The organism is Mycolicibacterium obuense, from assembly GCF_055397605.1.
The window spans coordinates 3,186,992-3,203,516 of the sequence record NZ_AP043663.1; the positions used below are offsets into that span (position 1 = coordinate 3,186,992).

Here is a 16,525-nt window from a genome sequence, read left to right on the forward strand (position 1 = left end):
CAGCGTAGAGGTGCGCCCAGAACGGCTCACAGCGCCCCGGTGCGGAATACCGTCGGTGAGCTGGGCGGCGTGGTGAGATGAGGGCGATCATGATCACCCGTTCCGGCGACTCCGACCTGCGCTCGGCTGCAGAACAGTGGTTCCTGCGCCGCGGTCTGCCCGCGGTGCTGCGGCCCGGCACGCTGGTGCGCGGGGTGTGGTCCCGGTCGGCGCCGGCGCTGGCCGCGTTCGCGGTGAGTATGGCGTTCTCGATCGTGATCGTCGCGGTGACGGGTAAGCACACGATCGACATCGACGGCACCCCGACCCGCACCGAGTGGTTCGTCCTCGTGATCGTGGTGCTGGTGGCGCCGGCGGCCGTCACGGTGGGCCGGGTGGTGTCGCGGATCGCGCATCGCCGGCGGCGGGAAGCGGTGTCGGCGGCCTCGGTGGCCGTGGCGGGCCTGGCCGCGGTGTTCGGCGGGCCGAGCGCGCGGATTCTCGTCGACGTCGTGGTCGAAGGCGCCGTGATCGTGGGGATCCTGCTGGCCACCGCGACGGGACTGGGGTCGGTGCTGGGTTGGGCTGCGAGCGTGACGCTGCGCAACCTCGCATCCGTGGGCAGCCTGCTGCTGCGGGCGCTGCCGGTGATGCTGTTGACCGTGCTCGTGTTCTTCAACGGCCCGGTGTGGACCATGGCGTCGACGATCAGCCGGGGCCGGTTGTGGCTCGGCATGCTGTTCCTGTTCGCCATCGCCGCGTCGTTCCTGGTGTCGAGCACGCTCGGCCTGGCGCGTCCCATCCTGACGCCGGAGGCAAAGCGGCCCGAGCATGCCCAGATGCTGGTCGGCACCCCGTTCGAGTCGATGCCGGACCGGCCCCGGCGGAAGCCGCTGTCGCGGCCAGAACGAACGAATGTCGTCGTCGTTCTCGCTCTCTCGCAAATCATCCAGGTGTTGACGGTGGCCGTGGTGACGGGTGGGCTGTTCGTCGTTCTCGGGCTGATCCTGATCAGCCCCGAGTTGCTCGCCGCGCTGACCCGCGGCAGCCGGGGTGACGGCGAGCTGCTCGGGATGACCCTGCCGATCCCCGACGCTCTGATCCAGCTCGCGATGTTCCTGACCGCGCTGACGTTCATGTACCTGGCGGCGCGGGCGGTCACCGACAAGGAGTACCGCCGCCAGTTCGTCGACCCGTCGCTCGAGGACCTGCTGCTCACCCTGGTGGCGCGCGACCGCTACCGCACCGCGACGGTGACCGCGACGACGGCGCAGGGCGAATCCCGGTGAGCGCACCGGCTGTCGACATGCGGCAGGTCCACGAATGGTTCCTGCACCGGGGGCTGCCCCTGGTGCTGACCCGGCGGGTACGGTCGCGGGCCCTGATGGCCCGAGCGGCGCCGGCGGTGGCGGGGGTCGGCGCGCTGACGGCGGCTGTCCTGCTGCTGGCCGAATGGACCGGAGGCGATCCGCAGGTGGTGGTTCTGCTGCGACTGGCCGGCATCACCGCCGTGCTGGCGGCGGCGCCGGTCGCCCTCGAGGTGCTGCATCGCAGATCCACCACCGCAGCGCGACTGGGTCGCCGGACCACGGCGCTGGCCGTGATGGGGATCTTCGTCCTGGTGATGCCGTTCGCGGTGTCCGGCCTCTCGGCTGCAGCACTCGCAGAGATGCCGGTGTTCCTGACGGTGACCGTAGTGACGATCTGGCTGACCTACATCGGCCTGGGCTCGATCGCGCTGTGGGCCTTTCGTTTCGCCTGGGAGCAGGTCGGCGCGCTCGGCACGCTGCTGAGTCGGGCGCTGCCGCTGCTGATGCTCACCGTGGTGGTGTACTTCACCGGCGAACTCTGGCAGCTGTCAGCCCGGGTGACCCGCGAAAGGCTCTGGCAGACAATAGGATTCCTGGCCGCGGTGGGGCTGGCCTTCATGGTGGCCACCATCCGCGACGAGGTCGGCGCGCTGCGGCAGGACAGGACCCGGCAGTCGGACCCCGGGGCACTGCTCGCCGAGACCCCTCTGGCGAGGCTCGCGCCCGGCACACCGACACCGCTCTCACGGCCCGAACGGGTCAACGTCGTCGCCGTCATGGTGGTCGCCCAGGCCATCCAGGTGGTGCTGTTCACCACCGGACTGTTCCTGTTCTTCATCGCCCTGGGCTTCGTCGCCGTGCCCCCGGACGTGCTCGTGCTGTGGTCGGGTGAACAGAGTTGCCCCGTCGGAGTGCCGCCCTGCGACGGCACATGGTTCGGCGTCCACGTGCCCGTACCGCAGACCGTCGTGCACATGTCGCTGTTCGTAGCCGTGCTCTCCGGTCTGTACTTCACCGTCAGCACCAGCGTCGACCCGCTCTACCGTGAGCGCTTCTTCGAACCATTGATCTCCGACGTCGCGGTCAGCCTGGCCGGCCGCGACACCTATCTGGCGATGCACCGAGAGGAGCCGATCCGATGAAGAACACCGGGCTGCGGGGTGGGCGCTACGGCGAGGTGCTGCTGGTCAGCGCCGGAGCGGACGGCCCCACGGCGACCGTCTACAACACCTACCCGCTCAACGACTGCCCGCCCGAGCTGTGGACCCGGCTCGACGCCCAGGCGCTGGCCACCGAGCACGGTGCGCTGGCGGCCCTGCTGAACGGTCCGCGCTACTGGCTGATGGACGCCATCGAGAAGGACATGGGCACCGAGCGCGAGATCGTCACCTTCGGCGGGCTGGACATGTACCGCCAGGCCACCGTCACGCTGTCGTCGATGAATCCGGCCCCGTACGTGCCCAACACGGTGGCGCGCAACGCGGTGTTCGTGTTCGACGCCGGCGCACCGGTGTTCGAACTCGTCGACGCCGACGGCAGGGCATGGGTGATGCAGACGTGGAGCCAGATCGTCGACCCTGAACTGAGTTACGACGACCTGCCGGGGCTCGCGGAGCGGCTGACGCTTCCGGACGGCTGGAGCTTCCGGACCCGCACGCTCGAGACCGACCTGCGCGTGGACACGAGCAGTCAGGCCGCCCAGGTGCTCCAGGACGGCCTGACCAACAGCTACTCGCTGGTGTCGAGTTAGAGGTACTGCCCGAGGTTGCTCTCGGTGTCGATCGCCCTGCTCGCGCTCGACGACTTTCCGGTGACCAGCGTGCGGATGTAGACGATCCGCTCGCCCTTCTTGCCCGAGATACGGGCCCAGTCATCGGGATTGGTGGTGTTGGGCAGGTCCTCGTTCTCGGCGAATTCGTCGACGATCGAGTCCAGCAGGTGCTGGATGCGCAGACCCGGCTGACCGGTTTCCAGCACGGACTTGATCGCGTTCTTCTTCGCCCGGTCGACGACGTTCTGGATCATCGCCCCGGAGTTGAAGTCCTTGAAGTACATGACTTCTTTGTCCCCGTTGGCGTAGGTCACCTCCAGGAAGCGGTTGTCGTCGATCTCGGCGTACATCCGCTCGACGACCTTCTCGATCATCGCCTTGATGGTCAGCCGGCGATCGCCGCTGAACTCCGAGAGATCGTCGGCATGGATCGGAAGATGCTCGGTGAGGTACTTGCTGAAGATGTCCTGCGCCGCCTCGGCATCCGGCCGCTCGATCTTGATCTTGACGTCCAGGCGGCCGGGCCGCAGGATCGCCGGGTCGATCATGTCCTCGCGGTTGGAGGCGCCGATCACGATGACGTTCTCCAGGCCTTCGACACCGTCGATCTCGCTGAGCAGCTGGGGCACCACCGTGGTCTCCACGTCGGAGCTCACGCCGGTCCCGCGGGTGCGGAAGATCGAGTCCATCTCGTCGAAGAACACGATCACCGGCGTGCCCTCGGACGCCTTCTCGCGGGCCCGCTGGAAGATCAGGCGGATGTGCCGCTCGGTTTCACCGACGAACTTGTTCAACAGCTCGGGGCCCTTGATGTTGAGGAAGTAGGACTTCGCCTCGCGAGAGTCCTCGCCGCGGAGCTCGGCCATCTTCTTGGCCAGCGAGTTGGCCACCGCCTTGGCGATCAGCGTCTTACCGCACCCGGGAGGCCCGTAGAGCAGCACACCCTTGGGCGGCCGCAGCGCGTACTCGCGGTACAGGTCCTTGTGCAGGAACGGCAGCTCGACAGCGTCGCGGATCTGCTCGATCTGGCGGGTCAGGCCACCGATGTCCAGGTAGCTGACATCGGGCACCTCCTCGAGGACAAGGTCCTCGACCTCGGCCTTGGGGATGCGCTCGAAGGCGTAGCCGGCCTTGGTGTCGACCAACAGCGAATCGCCGGGACGGAGCTTGCGCGGCTGATCGTCGCCGAGGCTCGGATCCTCGACCTCGGGCAGGTGCTCGGCCGCGACGAGCGGCTCGGCCAGCCACACGATGCGCTCCTCGTCGGCGTGGCCGACGACGAGGGCACGGTGGCCGTCGGACAGGATTTCACGCAGCGTGCTGATCTCTCCGACCGATTCGTAATGGCCGGCCTCGACAACGGTCAGTGCCTCGTTCAAGCGGACCGTCTGGCCCTTCTTGAGCACCTTGGTGTCGATGTTCGGTGAGCAGGTGAGGCGCATCTTGCGACCGGAGGTGAACACGTCGACGGTGTCGTCGTCCTGGACCCCCAGCAGGACGCCGTAGCCGCTGGGCGGCTGACCGAGCCGGTCGACCTCCTCACGCAGCGCCAGCAACTGTTGGCGAGCCTCTTTCAGCGTGTCCATCAGCTTGGCGTTGCGGGCCGCCAGCGAATCGATGCGCGCCTCCAGTTGGTGGACGTCGCGGGCGGCGCGCGCGCCGCTCTGCGGACCCACCGCACCGTCGAGTTGTTCGCGCAGGATGGCGGCTTCCCGACGGAGCTGCTCCAACTCGGCAGCGTCCTCGGCGGACAGCCTTCTTTCGGGGGATGTTCCGGAACGCTCGGACTCACTCATGCTGAGCTCCTTCCCCACACCTGCAGTTGGTGCGGTAACAACTTCAACGCTACCGGCGATTCAGCCATTGTGTGTGCTCTAGGAATTCGACACACCAGCAACACTGTTAGCCTCTGTACATCAGTTCGTCCGAACGGAAGGACCGTCGTGACCCTCAAATCCCTCTTTACCAGCGTGACCGCTGGGACCGCAGCAGCTGCCCTCGCGGGCGCCGCGGCCGTGGGTGTGACCTCGATTGCAGTGGGCGCCGGCGTGGCCGCCGCCGACCCGGTCGTGGTCAATGCGCCGCTGGCGCCGGCGCCCGAGCTCGCCGGTCCGCTGCAGCAGACCGTCAACGTCCTCGGTTCGGGTGGCTCGTTCTCCGGCAAGCAGGCGTACGTGCAGGACCTGGGCCGCATCGGTGGAATCGGCGTCTCCGCGAAATACAACAGCGCGGTGCAGAAGGGCTATCTGCCGCTGACCGCGACCGTCGCCGACGTCGATGTCAACGGCAATGTCGCGACGGCGAACGTCACCGCGACGCTGCCGACCGGCGAGAGCCGGACGATGCCGCTGAGCTTTGTGCAGGGCCCGAGCCCGACCGGCTGGCAGCTCTCGCAGTCCTCGCTGTTCACCCTCGCCGGAATGCTCGGCTGATCCCTCCAGATCAGCTCGAGCGTTGATCCTTACCGATCGATGACGCCGGTGCGTCACCCTCTTCACCGCGGCGCCGCCACGATTGTGGCGGCGTTCGCGTTGGGTGGGTGCGCGCCGGCACCGGCCCCTCCGGCCGCGACGACCATCGAGACGTCGCCCACTCCGTCGGTGGGCATCCCCGCGCCTGCGCCGCCCGCGCCGGGCGGTCCGCCGCTGCCCCAGCCCTCCGCGCTGACCGACGTTCTGTCTCGCCTCTCCGATCCTGCCGTCCCCGGGGATCAGAAGATCTCGCTGATCGAAAACGGCACCCCGAGCGAGGCTGCCGCCCTGGACCGCTTCGCCGCAGCGCTGCGCGACAACGGCGCACTGCCGTTGACGTTCGACGCGCGCGACCTGGGATGGACGCAGAACGGCGACGGCGATGTCGTCGCGACCGTGACGATCACGCTGGCGAACCCGCCGGGCTCCCAGTTCACCTATCCCATGCAGTTCGCGCCGGAGGCCGGCTCGTGGCAGCTGACGCGTCAGACCGCCGACCAGCTGCTGGCGCTGGACGCACCGCCGGCCGCACCAGCCGCGCCTCCCCCACCCCCGCCCGCTCCGCCACGCTGAGCATGTGGATCGGCTGGTTGGAGTTCGACCTCCTTCTCGGGGACGTGCATTCGCTCAAGGAGAAGCGCTCGGTGGTGCGGCCGCTGGTCGCCGAGTTGGCCCGTCGTTTCTCGGTGTCGGCCGCCGAGACCGGAGCCCAGGATCTGTACCGGCGGGCCGGCGTCGGGATCGCCGTCGTATCCGGTGACCGCGCCCACGTGGTGTCGGTTCTCGACGCGGCGGAACGTCTGGTCGCGGCGCGTCCGGAGATGGAGTTGCTCGCGGTCCGGCGGGACCTGCGCCGCAGCGACGACGACTGAACGTCAGACGGTCGGGCGCTTCTTACGCAGCGGGATCGGCGCGATCGCGCCGGGTGCGAGTTTGCGCGCACTGATCAGGAACGCGGTGTGGCCGCGCATCGTGTGCTCGGGCCGCACCGCGAGACCCACGACATGCCACCCGCGCTGCATGCTCTCCCAGGCGCGCGGTTCGGTCCAGCACTGCTGCTCGCGCAGCGCCTCGACCGTCTTGGACAGCTGCGTGACGGTGGCGACGTAGATCATCAGCACACCGCCCGCGACGAGCACCTCGGCGACGCGGCCGAGCACCTCCCACGGCGCGAGCATGTCCAGCACCACCCGGTCCACCTCCGGCCCGGCGTAGTCGACCAGATCCGCGGTGACGAGCTCCCAATTGTCCGGCGCAGCACCGAAGAACGTGGTCACGTTGCGCAGCGCGTGCTCGGCGTGGTCCTCGCGCACCTCGTAGGAGGTGACGCGGCCCTCGGGGCCGACGGCACGCAACAGCGAACACGTCAGCGCACCCGATCCGGCGCCCGCCTCGAGCACGCGTGCGCCGGGGAAGATGTCGCCCTCGTGCACGATCTGCGCGGCATCCTTCGGATAGACCACCTGCGCTCCGCGCGGCATCGACATCACGTAGTCGACGAGCAGCGGCCGCAACACCAGGAACTGGTCGCCGTTGGTGGACTTGATCACGCTGCCCTCGGGCTGTCCGATCACCTGATCGAGCGAGATGATGCCGCGGTGGGTGTGGAACTCGCCGCCCGGCTTGAGCACCATCGTGTAGCGCCTGCCCTTGGCGTCGGTGAGCTGCACGCGGTCACCCACGTCGAACGGACCGGTCCGCTTCTGTCCAGGCACAGCTGATCAGCCTGCCAGCACCGGCGGCGCCGGCTACGGCCGGGTTGCCCCGATCTGTCGGCGGCCGGTTCTAGGGTGGGCACCGTGGACGGGCAGCCTGAGCGGGAGATACGCCGGCCGGCGCTGTCCCCGTCGCGGGCCAGCGATTTCAAGCAGTGCCCGCTGCTGTACCGGTTCCGTGCGATCGACCGTCTGCCCGAGCCGTCGTCGACCGCACAGGTGCGTGGGTCCCTGGTACATGCCGCGCTGGAGCAGCTGTACCTGCTGCCTGCCGCCGAGCGGGTCCCGGAGACGGCGCTCGCACTGGCGTCCCCGGCATGGGAGCGCGTGCTCGCCGACAAGCCGGCGCTGGCCGACGACATCGATCCCGAGATGCGGTCCGTTCTGCTCGAGGAGGCCAGGACGCTGCTGGCGGGCTACTACCGGCTCGAGGACCCGACCCGGTTCGATCCGCAGGCATGTGAACAGCGCGTCGAGGTGGAGCTGGCCGACGGGACGCTGCTGCGCGGCTTCATCGATCGCATCGACGTCGCGCCCACCGGGGAGATGCGCGTCGTCGACTACAAGACCGGCAAGGCGCCGCCGGCGGCTCGCGCGCTGGCCGAGTTCAAGGCGATGTTCCAGATGAAGTTCTATGCGGTGGCGCTGCTGCGGTCCCGCGGGGTACAGCCGACGCGGCTGCGGTTGATCTATCTGGCCGACGGCCAGCTGCTCGACTACAGCCCCGATCTCGACGAATTGCTGCGGTTCGAGAAGACGCTGATGGCCATCTGGACGGCGATCCAATCTGCCGGCGTCACAGGCGATTTCCGGCCGAATCCGTCGCGGCTGTGCAACTGGTGCGCCTACCAGTCGTTCTGCCCGGCGTTCGGCGGCACCCCGCCGCCGTATCCCGGTTGGCCGCAGGTCCCGGCCGACGCTCCCGATGACGGCGATCCCGATGCGGTGCTGCGCGCCCCCGGAGCCGCAGCGTGATCGACTGCCTCTTCCGGTCCCGGGGCGTCGACGGTGGGTTCGACGTGTTCGAGTCCACCGACGGCACCCGCAGCAACTGGGGCCCGCAGATCCAGCACGGCTCGCCACCGCTGGCGCTGCTCACCAGAGCAATCGAGCGCTTGGCCGAGGACACCGGGATGCGGGTCGGACGCCTGAGCTTGGACATCCTCGGCGCGATCCCGGTGGCGACGGTGAAGGTGCGAGCGTGGGTCGATCGCCCGGGCGCCCGCATCGCGTTGCTGGTCGCCGAGATGGTGGTCGACCGCCCCGACGGCAGCTCCCGGACCGTCGCGCGATTGACCGCCTGGCTGCTCGCGACGAGTGAGACAGCGGACGCCGCGCAGGACCGCCACCCACCGATGCTCGAGGGCGAGACGGCGGGCGCGACCCACGCGTGGGAGGGCGCCACCGGCTATCTGGAGACAGTCGAGTGGCGCCGGCAACGGACCTCGCCTGACGCGGCCTTCGAAGCGTGGCTGACTCCGCTTGTGCCGCTGGTGGATTCGGAGCCGACCACGGCGCTGCAACGGCTCGCGATGGTGGTGGACTGCGCCAATGGCACCGGCGCGGTCCTCGACCCCGCGCAGTTCGTGTTCATGAACACCGACACCGTCGTGCACCTGCATCGACTTCCTGTCGGACAGGATTTCGGCCTGCGCGCGCGGGCCTCGATCGGCCGCGACGGCATCGGGGTCACCACCGCCGAGATCTTCGATCGCAGCGGGTTCATCGGTACGTCGGCGCAGACGCTTCTCGTGCAGCGACAATCCTGACGCCACCCGGGAATAACAGTGATCTGCGGCACTGTTGGGGCTGACCATGAAGGCTTTCTCGGACGAAGAGCGGCAGAAGTTCCTCACCGATCTGCACGTCGGCGTGCTGTCGGTGGCCACCTCGGATGGTCGGCCGCCGGCCAGCGTCCCGATCTGGTACGACTACGTCGACGGACTCATCCGCATCAACACGGGATCATCGTCACGTAAGGCGCGGCTGATCCGCGAGGCCGGCGCGCTCAGCCTGGTGGTGCAGCGCGAGGAGCCGCCGTACCAGTACGTCACCGTCGAGGGCAGCGTGGTCGACACCCTCGACCCGGCGCCGCGGGACATCGCGGAGACCATCGCGATCCGCTACCTCGGCGACGAGGGCGGGCGCGCGTTCGTGGCAGCCATGGAGGACAGCCACAGCGTGATCTTCCTCGTGCGGCCCGACCGCTGGATCACCGCGGACTTCTCCGACGAGCTGTAGGCAGACCGTTCAGGCGGAGGTGGCGAGCGCCCTGGCGTCCTCGTCGGCGAAGGTGTCCTCGAGCTGCAGCGGTGAGTAGTCGACGTCGATCTCACCCAGCGGACGGCCGCGTGCGCTGCTGATCGTGCCGAACCGGCGCATCCCCTTGTCGGCGGCGTAGGCCTGGAACTCGTCCTTCTCCAAGCCGAAGGGGATCTCGTCGTAGAGGTCATACGCGTCGTCGGTGTTCTTCAGTGCCAAGGGAATGAGCTCGTTCATCCGGCTCTCGAACACCGCCCAGTTGCTGTCGTCGGCCGCGACGTGGCGCCGGCAGGTGAACGTGCCCCAGGCCATGTGCCGCCGCTCGTCGTCGCCGATCCTGCGCACCAGCTCCTGCATGCCCGGCAAAATGTTGTTGTCGACGCAAATACGGTGCCACGCATAGTATCCGGTCAGCGCCATCATGCCCTCGATGACGTGGTTGTACGTCACCGACGCACGTACCTGTGCGGCCGGCGACGGGTCGCTGACCAACGCGTCGAGCGAGGCGGGCAGCTCCTCGTAGAAGATCGTGCGGTAGGTCGGCAGATCGTCGAGGAAGACCTGCATGTCGTCGGTGACCCCGACGGCGTCGAGCCAGAGCCGGAACACCTGCGTGTGCTTGGCCTCTTCGAACGCGAACTGGGTCAGATACATCTCGTCGCCGAGGCGGCCCTCGGCGCGCATCGCGGCCATGAACGGCTGGATGTCCTGGGTGACCGCCTCCTCGCCGGCGATGAACTGGGCGCACAGCCGCGTGGCCCATTCGCGCTCCAGGTCGGTCAGCGCCTCCCAGTCGGCGCGGTCGCGGGAGAAGTCGATGTCGGCGGGGTTCCAGAATTTCGCGTTGCCCCCGGCAAACAGCTTGAGCGGCAAGCTGTCCCAGTTGAGGCCGCCGGCGGCCAGCGAATCCGATCGTGTCCTATTCATGTGCAGTCACTCCTTCGTGCGTTGCGATGGGCGGGGGCTGATGTGTGGGGGATCCACAAGCGGTGCGGGTGACACCAAAAGCGGAGCCGAGCACCGCGACGTAGCGGCGGACGACCAGCGCCGGCTGGTCCGGCGAGAGTTCGTCGAGGCCGAGCAGCGGGTCCATGCCGCGCACATAGGGCGCGAGCGCGAGGTGCGGTAGCAGCATGAGCAGCAGCGACAGCAGCGCATCGATGTCGGCGTCGGGACGCAGGTCGCCGCGCTCGCGAGCGTTGTGCACGAGCGGCCGCAGTACCTCCAGGTAATGCCGATGCACGACCGCGCGGATACTGACCCGCGCATCGGTGTCGACCTCGAAGCTGGCCGCGGCGTGCAGCGCCCGCTCGCGGGGATGTTCGGCGAAGTAGGCCACCCACACGTCGAGCAGATCGGTGAGGAAGGTGAAGAACGGCCGCGCCGGATCCAGTTCGCGGATCTGGTCTTCCATGTACGTCCGCACGCGTTGGCTGCCGACGTCGGTGATGTGGGCGTACAGGTCGCGCTTGTCGGCGAAGTACTGGAAGAGGCTGCCTTTGGCCACGCCCGCACGGCGTGCGATGACGTTGAGGCTGCCGCCGGAGAAGCCGTGCGCGGCGAACTCGGCCTCCGCGGCGGCCACCACCGCGGCCCGGCGTTCACCGCCGAGACGGGACCAGGTGACCGTGGGCATCGCGCCTCCCAGGCTTGATATGACCACTGGTCATATTACTGTGACTCAAGCCACAGTCAAGGGGGCTCTCACTCCAGCGGGGTCAGCTCCTGCAGCAACGTCGGCAGCAGTTCGCTGACCGTCGGGTGGATGTGCATGGTGCGCGAGATCGCGGTGTAGGGCAGCTTGGCGGTCATCACGTCGAGGATGTCGTGGATCACCTCGTCGCCGCCGACGCCGAGGATCGCCGCGCCGAGGATGTGTTCGGTCTCGGCGTCGACGACCACCGTCATGAAGCCCTGCGTCTCCCCCTTTTCCACCGCGCGCCCGACCCGCGTCATCGGTCGCTTGCCGACCAGGGCCTTGCGTCCCGAACGACGCACCTCGTCGACGGTCATGCCGGCGCGACCCAGCGGCGGATCGATGTAGAGCGCGTAGGTGGGCACCCGGTCGCTGACCCGGCGCGGGTCGTCGTCGAGGAGGTTGGCGGCGACGATCTCGAAATCGTTGTACGACGTGTGGGTGAACGCACCGCGGCCGTTGCAGTCCCCCATCGCCCAGATGTGGGCGACGTTGGTGCGCAACTGGTCGTCGACGGTGATGTAGCCGCGTTTGTCGGTCTCCACGCCGGCGGCGTCGAGTCCGAGATCGTCGGTGTTGGGTCGGCGCCCGACGGCGACCAGCAGGTGTGACCCTGCGATCGGATCGGCGTCGGCGCCAGGCGTGACCGTGAAACCGTTGTCCTTGGCGAATGAGATGCCATCGGCTCCGGTGACGACCTGGATGCCCTCGCCTTCGAGGATCTCCCGGATGGCTGCGGAGACGTCCTCGTCCTCCCGGGAGGTCAGCCGTGGACCCTTCTCGATGACGGTCACCTCGGCGCCGAAACGCCGGTACATCTGGGCGAATTCGAGTGCGATGTAGCTGCCGCCGATGATCACCAGATGCTCGGGCACCACGTCGAGTTCGAGGATGCCGACGTTGGTCAGGTAGTCGACGTCGGCCAGCCCGGGCATGTCCGGGGCGACCGCGCGGCCGCCGACGTTGAGGAAGATGCGGTCGGCTTCGAGCACCTGGTCGCCGACGCGCAGGGTGTGCGGATCCTCGAAACGGGCGTGACCGCGGATCAGCGTGGCACCGTCCATGCCGTCCAGCCAGGATTCGACGCCCTCCCGATCGCCGAGGCTGATCCGATCCTTGCGAGCCTTGACCGCGGCCATGTCGACGGTGACGTCCCCGGTGCCGATGCCGAAGTCGGCGCTGCGTCGGGCGATGTGGGCGGCATGCGCGCTGGCGACGAGCGTTTTGGTCGGAATGCACCCGGTGTTCACGCAGGTTCCGCCGACGTGTTTGCGCTCGATGACGGCGACCTTCTGGCCCGCGGCGGTGAGCCGGCCGGCCAACGGCGGACCAGCCTGTCCGGCGCCGACGATGATCGCGTCGAACTTCTGCGTCATGCCGCGACCAGGCTCACGAGGAAGGCGACCACGACACCGCCGACGACAGCGAGAGCGTCCTCACCGAATGCGCCGGGACGGTCATTGCCGCCGCGGGCCGCGGCGACCCGGCTGCGGAGCTCGGCGCCGGCGAGGGTGCCGAGCACGGCGCCGATCATGCCGGCCCCGGTCCCGATGAAGGTGTGGAACGAGGCGCTACCGATGACCGCGCCGGCGAAGCCGCCGGTGAGGATGCGAGCGATGAACTGCGGCGGCACTTTTCGGCTCGGCGTCTTCGGGAGCTGATCGGTGATCAGTTCGACCACCAGCAGGACCGTCAACAGCGTGACCGTGATCGGGCGGGCCATCCAGTCCGACCATTTGCCGTCGATGTCGATCCAGCCGAGCATCGCCCCCCAGGCGACGACGGCGGGGGCGGTCATGGCGCGCAACCCCGCGACCACCCCGATCAACAGTGCGAGCACGAGCACAACGACCTGCGTCATCGGAGACCTCCGTGGTTGGACACCGCGACGCTAACACGCTAGAAGCGACAGAACCGGATGTCCGATGCCAGGATCGCCTTGGCGCCGATGGCGGCGAGCTCGTCCATGATCGCGTTGACGTCGCGGCGCGGCACCAGCGCCCGGACCGCGACCCAGGCGGGATCGGCCAGCGGTGCGATGGTCGGCGATTCGAGGCCGGGGGTGACTTCGGTGGCGCGTTCGAGAACCGTACGGGGGCAGTCGTAGTCGAGCATCAGGTACTGCTGGCCGAACACCACACCCTGCACCCGCGCGGCCAACTGATCGCGCGCCGGGTTCGGGGCCGAATCGGCACGCTCGATCAGGATCGCCTCGGAATCGCAGAGCGATTCGCCGAAGGCCACCAGGTTGTGCAGCCCGAGGGTCCGGCCCGATCCGACGATGTCGGCGATGACATCGGCCACCCCGAGCTGGATGGAGATCTCCACGGCACCGTCGAGCCGGATGACGGTCGCTTCGATCCCCTTGTCGGCCAGATCTTTTCGGACCAGATTCGGATAGGCGGTCGCGATGCGCTTACCCGCCAGGTCGGACACCTGCCAGTCACGGCCGGCGGGCGCGGCGTAGCGGAAGGTGGACGCGCCGAAGCCGAGCGCGAGGCGCTCCTGCACCGGGGCGTCCGCATCGGCGGCCAGATCACGTCCGGTGATACCGAGGTCGAGCTGCCCCGAACCCACGTAGATCGCGATGTCCTTGGGCCGCAGGAAGAAGAACTCGACGTTGTTGGCCGGGTCGACGACGGTGAGGTCTTTGGGATCGGTGCGGCGGCGATAGCCGGCCTCGGACAGGATCTCCGAGGCTGATTCGCTCAGCGCACCCTTGTTGGGGACGGCGACGCGCAGCATGTCACAGCTTCCCGTACACGTCGGCGAGGGTGAGACCGCGCGAGAGCATCAGCACCTGCGTCCAGTAGAGGAGCTGGCTGATCTCCTCGGCCAGCGACTCGTCGCTCTCGTGTTCGGCGGCCAGCCACACCTCGCCGGCTTCCTCGAGGATCTTCTTGCCGATACCGTGCACCCCGCCGTCCAGCGCGGCGACGGTGCCGCTGCCTGTGGGCCGCGTAAGGGCCCGCTCGCTGAGCTCGGCGAACAGGGCGTCGAAGGTCTTCACGTTGGCCGATTCTGTCATGTCGCGCGGGAAAAGCCGCGATCGGCCGGTCCCGAGCAGTGCCAAGCCCCTACCCGGCGGCGGTCTTGTCCTGCTGCAGGATCTCGCCGTGCATGTCCTCCAGCGACACGCCCTTGGTCTCCATCACCCAGCGCCAGACGAACAGACCCGACAGCACCGCGCACAGGCCGTAGAAGCCGTAGGCCAGGCCGAGGTGCTCCCGCAGGCCGGGGAAGGTGACGGTGATCAGCCAGTTGGCCGCCCACTGACCGGCAGCGGCCAGACCCAGCGCGGCGGCGCGGATGCGGTTGGGGAACATCTCGCCGAGCAGCACCCACACCACCGGGCCCCAGGACATGCCGAACGCGACGACGAACAGGTTGGCCGCGATCAGTGCGATCGTCCCGGATGCGCCGGGCAGGCTGGGAGTGCCGTCGGCGTTGAGCGTCGCCTGACCGAAGATCACAGCCATCGTGACCAGCGTGACCGCCATGCCCGTCGACCCGATCAGCAGCAGCGGCTTGCGGCCGATCTTGTCGATCAGCGCGATCGCGATCAGCGTGGTCAGCACGTTGATCACCGACGTGATCACGGTGAAGATCGCGGAGTCGTCGGCGCTGAACCCGACGGCCTGCCACAGCACGTTGCTGTAGTAGAAGATCACGTTGATGCCGACGAACTGCTGGAAGATCGACAGCCCCAGGCCCACCCAGACGATGCCGTAGATCCCGCCGGTCGGCTTCTTCATGTCCCGCCACGACGGCTTGTCCTCGCGTTCCAGCGTCTCCTGGATCCGGCTGATGGTGATCTCGAGGTTCTTCTGGCCCAGCAGCCGGGTCAGCACCCGGCGTGCCTCCGGGATTTTGTGCGTGGCAACGAGATAGCGCGGTGATTCGGGAATGGTGAACGCAAGCGCGCCGTAGAGCACCGCGGGCACCGCCATCGCCAGGAACATCCACCGCCACGCATCCAGGCCCAGCCAGAGCGGCTCGTTGGGTCCGCCGGCCAGCCACTGCAGCAGGTAGTTGATCGCGAACGAGGCGAAGATGCCCGACACGATGGCCAGCTGCTGCAGCGAGCCGAGCCGGCCGCGGATGCCGGGCGGTGACGTCTCGGCGATGTAGGCCGGCGCGATCACCGAGGCGACTCCGACGCCGATGCCGCCGACGATCCGGAACAGCACCACCGTCCACACCTCGTGCGCGAAGCCGGTACCGAAGGCGCTGATCAGGAACAGCACCGCGGCGATCTTCATCACCGCGATGCGGCCGATCTTGTCGGCGATCCGGCCGGCTGTCATGGCTCCCGCGGCCGCACCGAGCAGCGCCGAGGCCACCGCGAAGCCCAGCTCGGCGTTACCGATGCCGAAGTCTTCCTGAATGGAGTCGACCGCCCCGTTGATGACCGCACTGTCGTAGCCGAACAGCAATCCGCCCAGCGCAGCGACCGACGCGATGCGGATCGCGGTCTTGCCCGAGGAGAAGTCCTCACCCTCGGCGAAAATCTCGGGGCCTTCCCCGACTGGACCACCTTGACCGGCCATCAGACACCCTTCCGCACCCTCGCGTGATACCCGTCACATTCAATCACTCGTGACCGACGGTCGGGGGCATTCCCACAAGTGCGGGGGTTTATGCGCTGTGCAGCTCGCGATCGATCTCGGAGTGGATGCGGCGCAGATCCACCGCGCCGAGCCCCGCCAGCGAATCGGCATGGCGGCGCCGGATCCCGCCGGGGACGGGGACGTCGTTGGGTACCACCAACACTGCGCAGCCGGCCTTCTCCGCGGCTGCCGCACCGGTCACCGAATCTTCTACAGCGAGGCATGTGGCGGGGTGCAGGCCGAGCAACTCGGCCGCGCGCAGATACGGATCGGGCTCGGGCTTGCCACTGGCGACCTCGTCAGCGCACACGGTCACCGAAAAATAGTCCCGCCCAATGCTGTTGAGCGCCCGTTCGGTCAGTGCACGTTGCGTGTTGGTCACCAGAGCCATCGGAACATCGGCGGCGGCAAGTGAATCGAGCATCTCGCGGGCACCGTCGCACCACGGCAGACCGCGATCGAACAGCTCACCGGTGTAGGTGTGCAGCCAGCGAATCGAATCCGCCATCGCGTCCGGATCGGGGTCGAGACCGAGCTCGGCATACACCGTGACCATCGTCTCCTGCGCCGAGGCACCGACGAGCGCGGTCCGGGTCTCGCGACTCATCTCGCCGCCGAACGATTCGTAGAGCGCAGACAGCGAGACGTCCCAGAGCTTTTCGGAGTCGACGAGCGTGCCATCCATGTCCCACAGCACCGCTTGCACCCGGC

19 protein-coding genes are annotated in these 16,525 nt (G+C 68.2%); 9 read left to right on the top strand and 10 right to left on the bottom strand.

Annotation, left to right across the window (positions count from 1 at the left end; all coding sequences use genetic code 11):
- Positions 1-89: 89 nt before the first annotated feature.
- Genes ACZ50N_RS15075 through ACZ50N_RS15085 form a run of 3 tightly spaced genes read left to right on the top strand, consistent with a single transcriptional unit; the run spans position 90 to position 3,039 of the window.
- Entirely contained in the window at positions 90-1,268 is a 1,179-nt protein-coding gene (locus ACZ50N_RS15075) for a hypothetical protein (protein ID WP_277242765.1), read from the top strand.
- A 17-nt stretch (positions 1,269-1,285) separates the two neighbouring features.
- On the top strand, positions 1,286-2,431 hold the full coding sequence (locus ACZ50N_RS15080; RefSeq protein WP_464475653.1) for a hypothetical protein: 1,146 nt from the start codon (positions 1,286-1,288) through the stop codon (positions 2,429-2,431).
- Positions 2,428-3,039, top strand: a complete 612-nt coding sequence (locus ACZ50N_RS15085; protein WP_464473190.1) for a hypothetical protein — start codon at positions 2,428-2,430, stop codon at positions 3,037-3,039. The genes ACZ50N_RS15080 and ACZ50N_RS15085 overlap by 4 nt, the downstream gene beginning before the upstream one ends.
- Here ACZ50N_RS15085 and arc read toward each other — a convergent pair.
- Positions 3,036-4,856 carry a proteasome ATPase gene (gene arc / locus ACZ50N_RS15090; protein ID WP_046365517.1) on the bottom strand — a complete coding sequence of 607 codons (1,821 nt, stop codon included), beginning with the start codon at positions 4,854-4,856 and terminating at the stop codon, positions 3,036-3,038. The two genes, ACZ50N_RS15085 and arc, sit on opposite strands and share 4 nt — an antisense overlap.
- 147 nt (positions 4,857-5,003) lie before the next feature.
- Between arc and ACZ50N_RS15095 the strand changes: the two genes are divergently transcribed.
- Genes ACZ50N_RS15095 through ACZ50N_RS15105 form a run of 3 tightly spaced genes read left to right on the top strand, consistent with a single transcriptional unit; the run spans position 5,004 to position 6,403 of the window.
- Entirely contained in the window at positions 5,004-5,492 is a 489-nt protein-coding gene (locus ACZ50N_RS15095) for an MTB12 family secreted protein (RefSeq protein ID WP_046365512.1), read from the top strand.
- A gap of 48 nt (positions 5,493-5,540) precedes the next feature.
- Positions 5,541-6,104 (top strand): lipoprotein LppK, encoded by a 564-nt coding sequence (gene lppK, locus ACZ50N_RS15100; RefSeq protein ID WP_464470731.1) that lies wholly within the window; start codon positions 5,541-5,543, stop codon positions 6,102-6,104.
- Between the two features lie 2 nt (positions 6,105-6,106).
- Positions 6,107-6,403, top strand: a complete 297-nt coding sequence (locus ACZ50N_RS15105; RefSeq protein WP_046365511.1) for a DUF503 domain-containing protein — start codon at positions 6,107-6,109, stop codon at positions 6,401-6,403.
- 3 nt (positions 6,404-6,406) lie between these two features.
- Here ACZ50N_RS15105 and ACZ50N_RS15110 read toward each other — a convergent pair whose 3' ends face one another.
- Positions 6,407-7,246, bottom strand: coding sequence for a tRNA (adenine-N1)-methyltransferase (locus ACZ50N_RS15110; protein ID WP_046365510.1), 840 nt, complete (start codon positions 7,244-7,246; stop codon positions 6,407-6,409).
- An 84-nt stretch (positions 7,247-7,330) separates the two neighbouring features.
- Here ACZ50N_RS15110 and ACZ50N_RS15115 point away from each other — a divergent pair, with 84 nt between their 5' ends.
- Genes ACZ50N_RS15115 through ACZ50N_RS15125 form a run of 3 tightly spaced genes read left to right on the top strand, consistent with a single transcriptional unit; the run spans position 7,331 to position 9,487 of the window.
- On the top strand, positions 7,331-8,221 hold the full coding sequence (locus ACZ50N_RS15115; RefSeq protein ID WP_277242760.1) for a RecB family exonuclease: 891 nt from the start codon (positions 7,331-7,333) through the stop codon (positions 8,219-8,221).
- Positions 8,218-9,015: a thioesterase family protein gene (locus ACZ50N_RS15120; protein ID WP_048422670.1), complete on the top strand. Its 798-nt coding sequence runs from the start codon at positions 8,218-8,220 to the stop codon at positions 9,013-9,015. Before ACZ50N_RS15115 ends, ACZ50N_RS15120 begins: the two co-directional genes overlap by 4 nt.
- 46 nt (positions 9,016-9,061) lie before the next feature.
- Entirely contained in the window at positions 9,062-9,487 is a 426-nt protein-coding gene (locus ACZ50N_RS15125) for a pyridoxamine 5'-phosphate oxidase family protein (protein WP_048422669.1), read from the top strand.
- 9 nt (positions 9,488-9,496) lie between these two features.
- Here the strand turns inward: ACZ50N_RS15125 and ACZ50N_RS15130 are convergent, their stop codons facing one another.
- The 8 genes from ACZ50N_RS15130 to ACZ50N_RS15165 all read right to left on the bottom strand — a co-directional run bounded on the left by ACZ50N_RS15130 (position 9,497) and on the right by ACZ50N_RS15165 (position 16,520).
- Entirely contained in the window at positions 9,497-10,435 is a 939-nt protein-coding gene (locus ACZ50N_RS15130) for a R2-like ligand-binding oxidase (RefSeq protein ID WP_048422668.1), read from the bottom strand.
- Positions 10,428-11,144 (bottom strand): TetR/AcrR family transcriptional regulator, encoded by a 717-nt coding sequence (locus tag ACZ50N_RS15135; RefSeq protein ID WP_237165544.1) that lies wholly within the window; start codon positions 11,142-11,144, stop codon positions 10,428-10,430. The genes ACZ50N_RS15130 and ACZ50N_RS15135 overlap by 8 nt, the downstream gene beginning before the upstream one ends.
- A gap of 68 nt (positions 11,145-11,212) precedes the next feature.
- Positions 11,213-12,580 carry an FAD-containing oxidoreductase gene (locus tag ACZ50N_RS15140; protein WP_464473191.1) on the bottom strand — a complete coding sequence of 456 codons (1,368 nt, stop codon included), beginning with the start codon at positions 12,578-12,580 and terminating at the stop codon, positions 11,213-11,215.
- Complete coding sequence (locus tag ACZ50N_RS15145; protein ID WP_464473192.1) at positions 12,577-13,065, bottom strand: DUF4126 family protein; 489 nt, start codon at positions 13,063-13,065, stop codon at positions 12,577-12,579. Before ACZ50N_RS15145 ends, ACZ50N_RS15140 begins: the two co-directional genes overlap by 4 nt.
- Positions 13,066-13,103: 38 nt before the next feature.
- Positions 13,104-13,949, bottom strand: a complete 846-nt coding sequence (gene hisG / locus ACZ50N_RS15150) for an ATP phosphoribosyltransferase (protein WP_046365504.1) — start codon at positions 13,947-13,949, stop codon at positions 13,104-13,106.
- A gap of 1 nt (position 13,950) precedes the next feature.
- Positions 13,951-14,232 (bottom strand): phosphoribosyl-ATP diphosphatase, encoded by a 282-nt coding sequence (locus tag ACZ50N_RS15155; RefSeq protein WP_464473193.1) that lies wholly within the window; start codon positions 14,230-14,232, stop codon positions 13,951-13,953.
- A 49-nt stretch (positions 14,233-14,281) separates the two neighbouring features.
- Complete coding sequence (locus ACZ50N_RS15160) at positions 14,282-15,754, bottom strand: sugar porter family MFS transporter (protein ID WP_046365502.1); 1,473 nt, start codon at positions 15,752-15,754, stop codon at positions 14,282-14,284.
- An 88-nt stretch (positions 15,755-15,842) separates the two neighbouring features.
- Positions 15,843-16,520 carry an HAD family hydrolase gene (locus tag ACZ50N_RS15165; protein WP_046365501.1) on the bottom strand — a complete coding sequence of 226 codons (678 nt, stop codon included), beginning with the start codon at positions 16,518-16,520 and terminating at the stop codon, positions 15,843-15,845.
- Positions 16,521-16,525 lie beyond the last annotated feature (5 nt).

Excerpts from the sequence above, each read along its gene's own strand:
- ACZ50N_RS15080 (WP_464475653.1), top strand. The coding sequence starts at position 1,286 with ATGCGGCAGGTCCACGAATGGTTCCTGCACCGGGGGCTGCCCCTGGTG.
- ACZ50N_RS15105 (WP_046365511.1), top strand. The coding sequence starts at position 6,107 with ATGTGGATCGGCTGGTTGGAGTTCGACCTCCTTCTCGGGGACGTGCAT.
- hisG (WP_046365504.1), bottom strand. The coding sequence starts at position 13,949 with ATGCTGCGCGTCGCCGTCCCCAACAAGGGTGCGCTGAGCGAATCAGCC.
- ACZ50N_RS15130 (WP_048422668.1), bottom strand. The coding sequence starts at position 10,435 with ATGAATAGGACACGATCGGATTCGCTGGCCGCCGGCGGCCTCAACTGG.
- ACZ50N_RS15135 (WP_237165544.1), bottom strand. The coding sequence starts at position 11,144 with ATGCCCACGGTCACCTGGTCCCGTCTCGGCGGTGAACGCCGGGCCGCG.
- ACZ50N_RS15140 (WP_464473191.1), bottom strand. The coding sequence starts at position 12,580 with ATGACGCAGAAGTTCGACGCGATCATCGTCGGCGCCGGACAGGCTGGT.
- arc (WP_046365517.1), bottom strand. The coding sequence starts at position 4,856 with ATGAGTGAGTCCGAGCGTTCCGGAACATCCCCCGAAAGAAGGCTGTCC.
- ACZ50N_RS15155 (WP_464473193.1), bottom strand. The coding sequence starts at position 14,232 with ATGACAGAATCGGCCAACGTGAAGACCTTCGACGCCCTGTTCGCCGAG.
- ACZ50N_RS15085 (WP_464473190.1), top strand. The coding sequence starts at position 2,428 with ATGAAGAACACCGGGCTGCGGGGTGGGCGCTACGGCGAGGTGCTGCTG.
- ACZ50N_RS15075 (WP_277242765.1), top strand. The coding sequence starts at position 90 with ATGATCACCCGTTCCGGCGACTCCGACCTGCGCTCGGCTGCAGAACAG.
- ACZ50N_RS15160 (WP_046365502.1), bottom strand. The coding sequence starts at position 15,754 with ATGGCCGGTCAAGGTGGTCCAGTCGGGGAAGGCCCCGAGATTTTCGCC.
- ACZ50N_RS15145 (WP_464473192.1), bottom strand. The coding sequence starts at position 13,065 with ATGACGCAGGTCGTTGTGCTCGTGCTCGCACTGTTGATCGGGGTGGTC.
- ACZ50N_RS15125 (WP_048422669.1), top strand. The coding sequence starts at position 9,062 with ATGAAGGCTTTCTCGGACGAAGAGCGGCAGAAGTTCCTCACCGATCTG.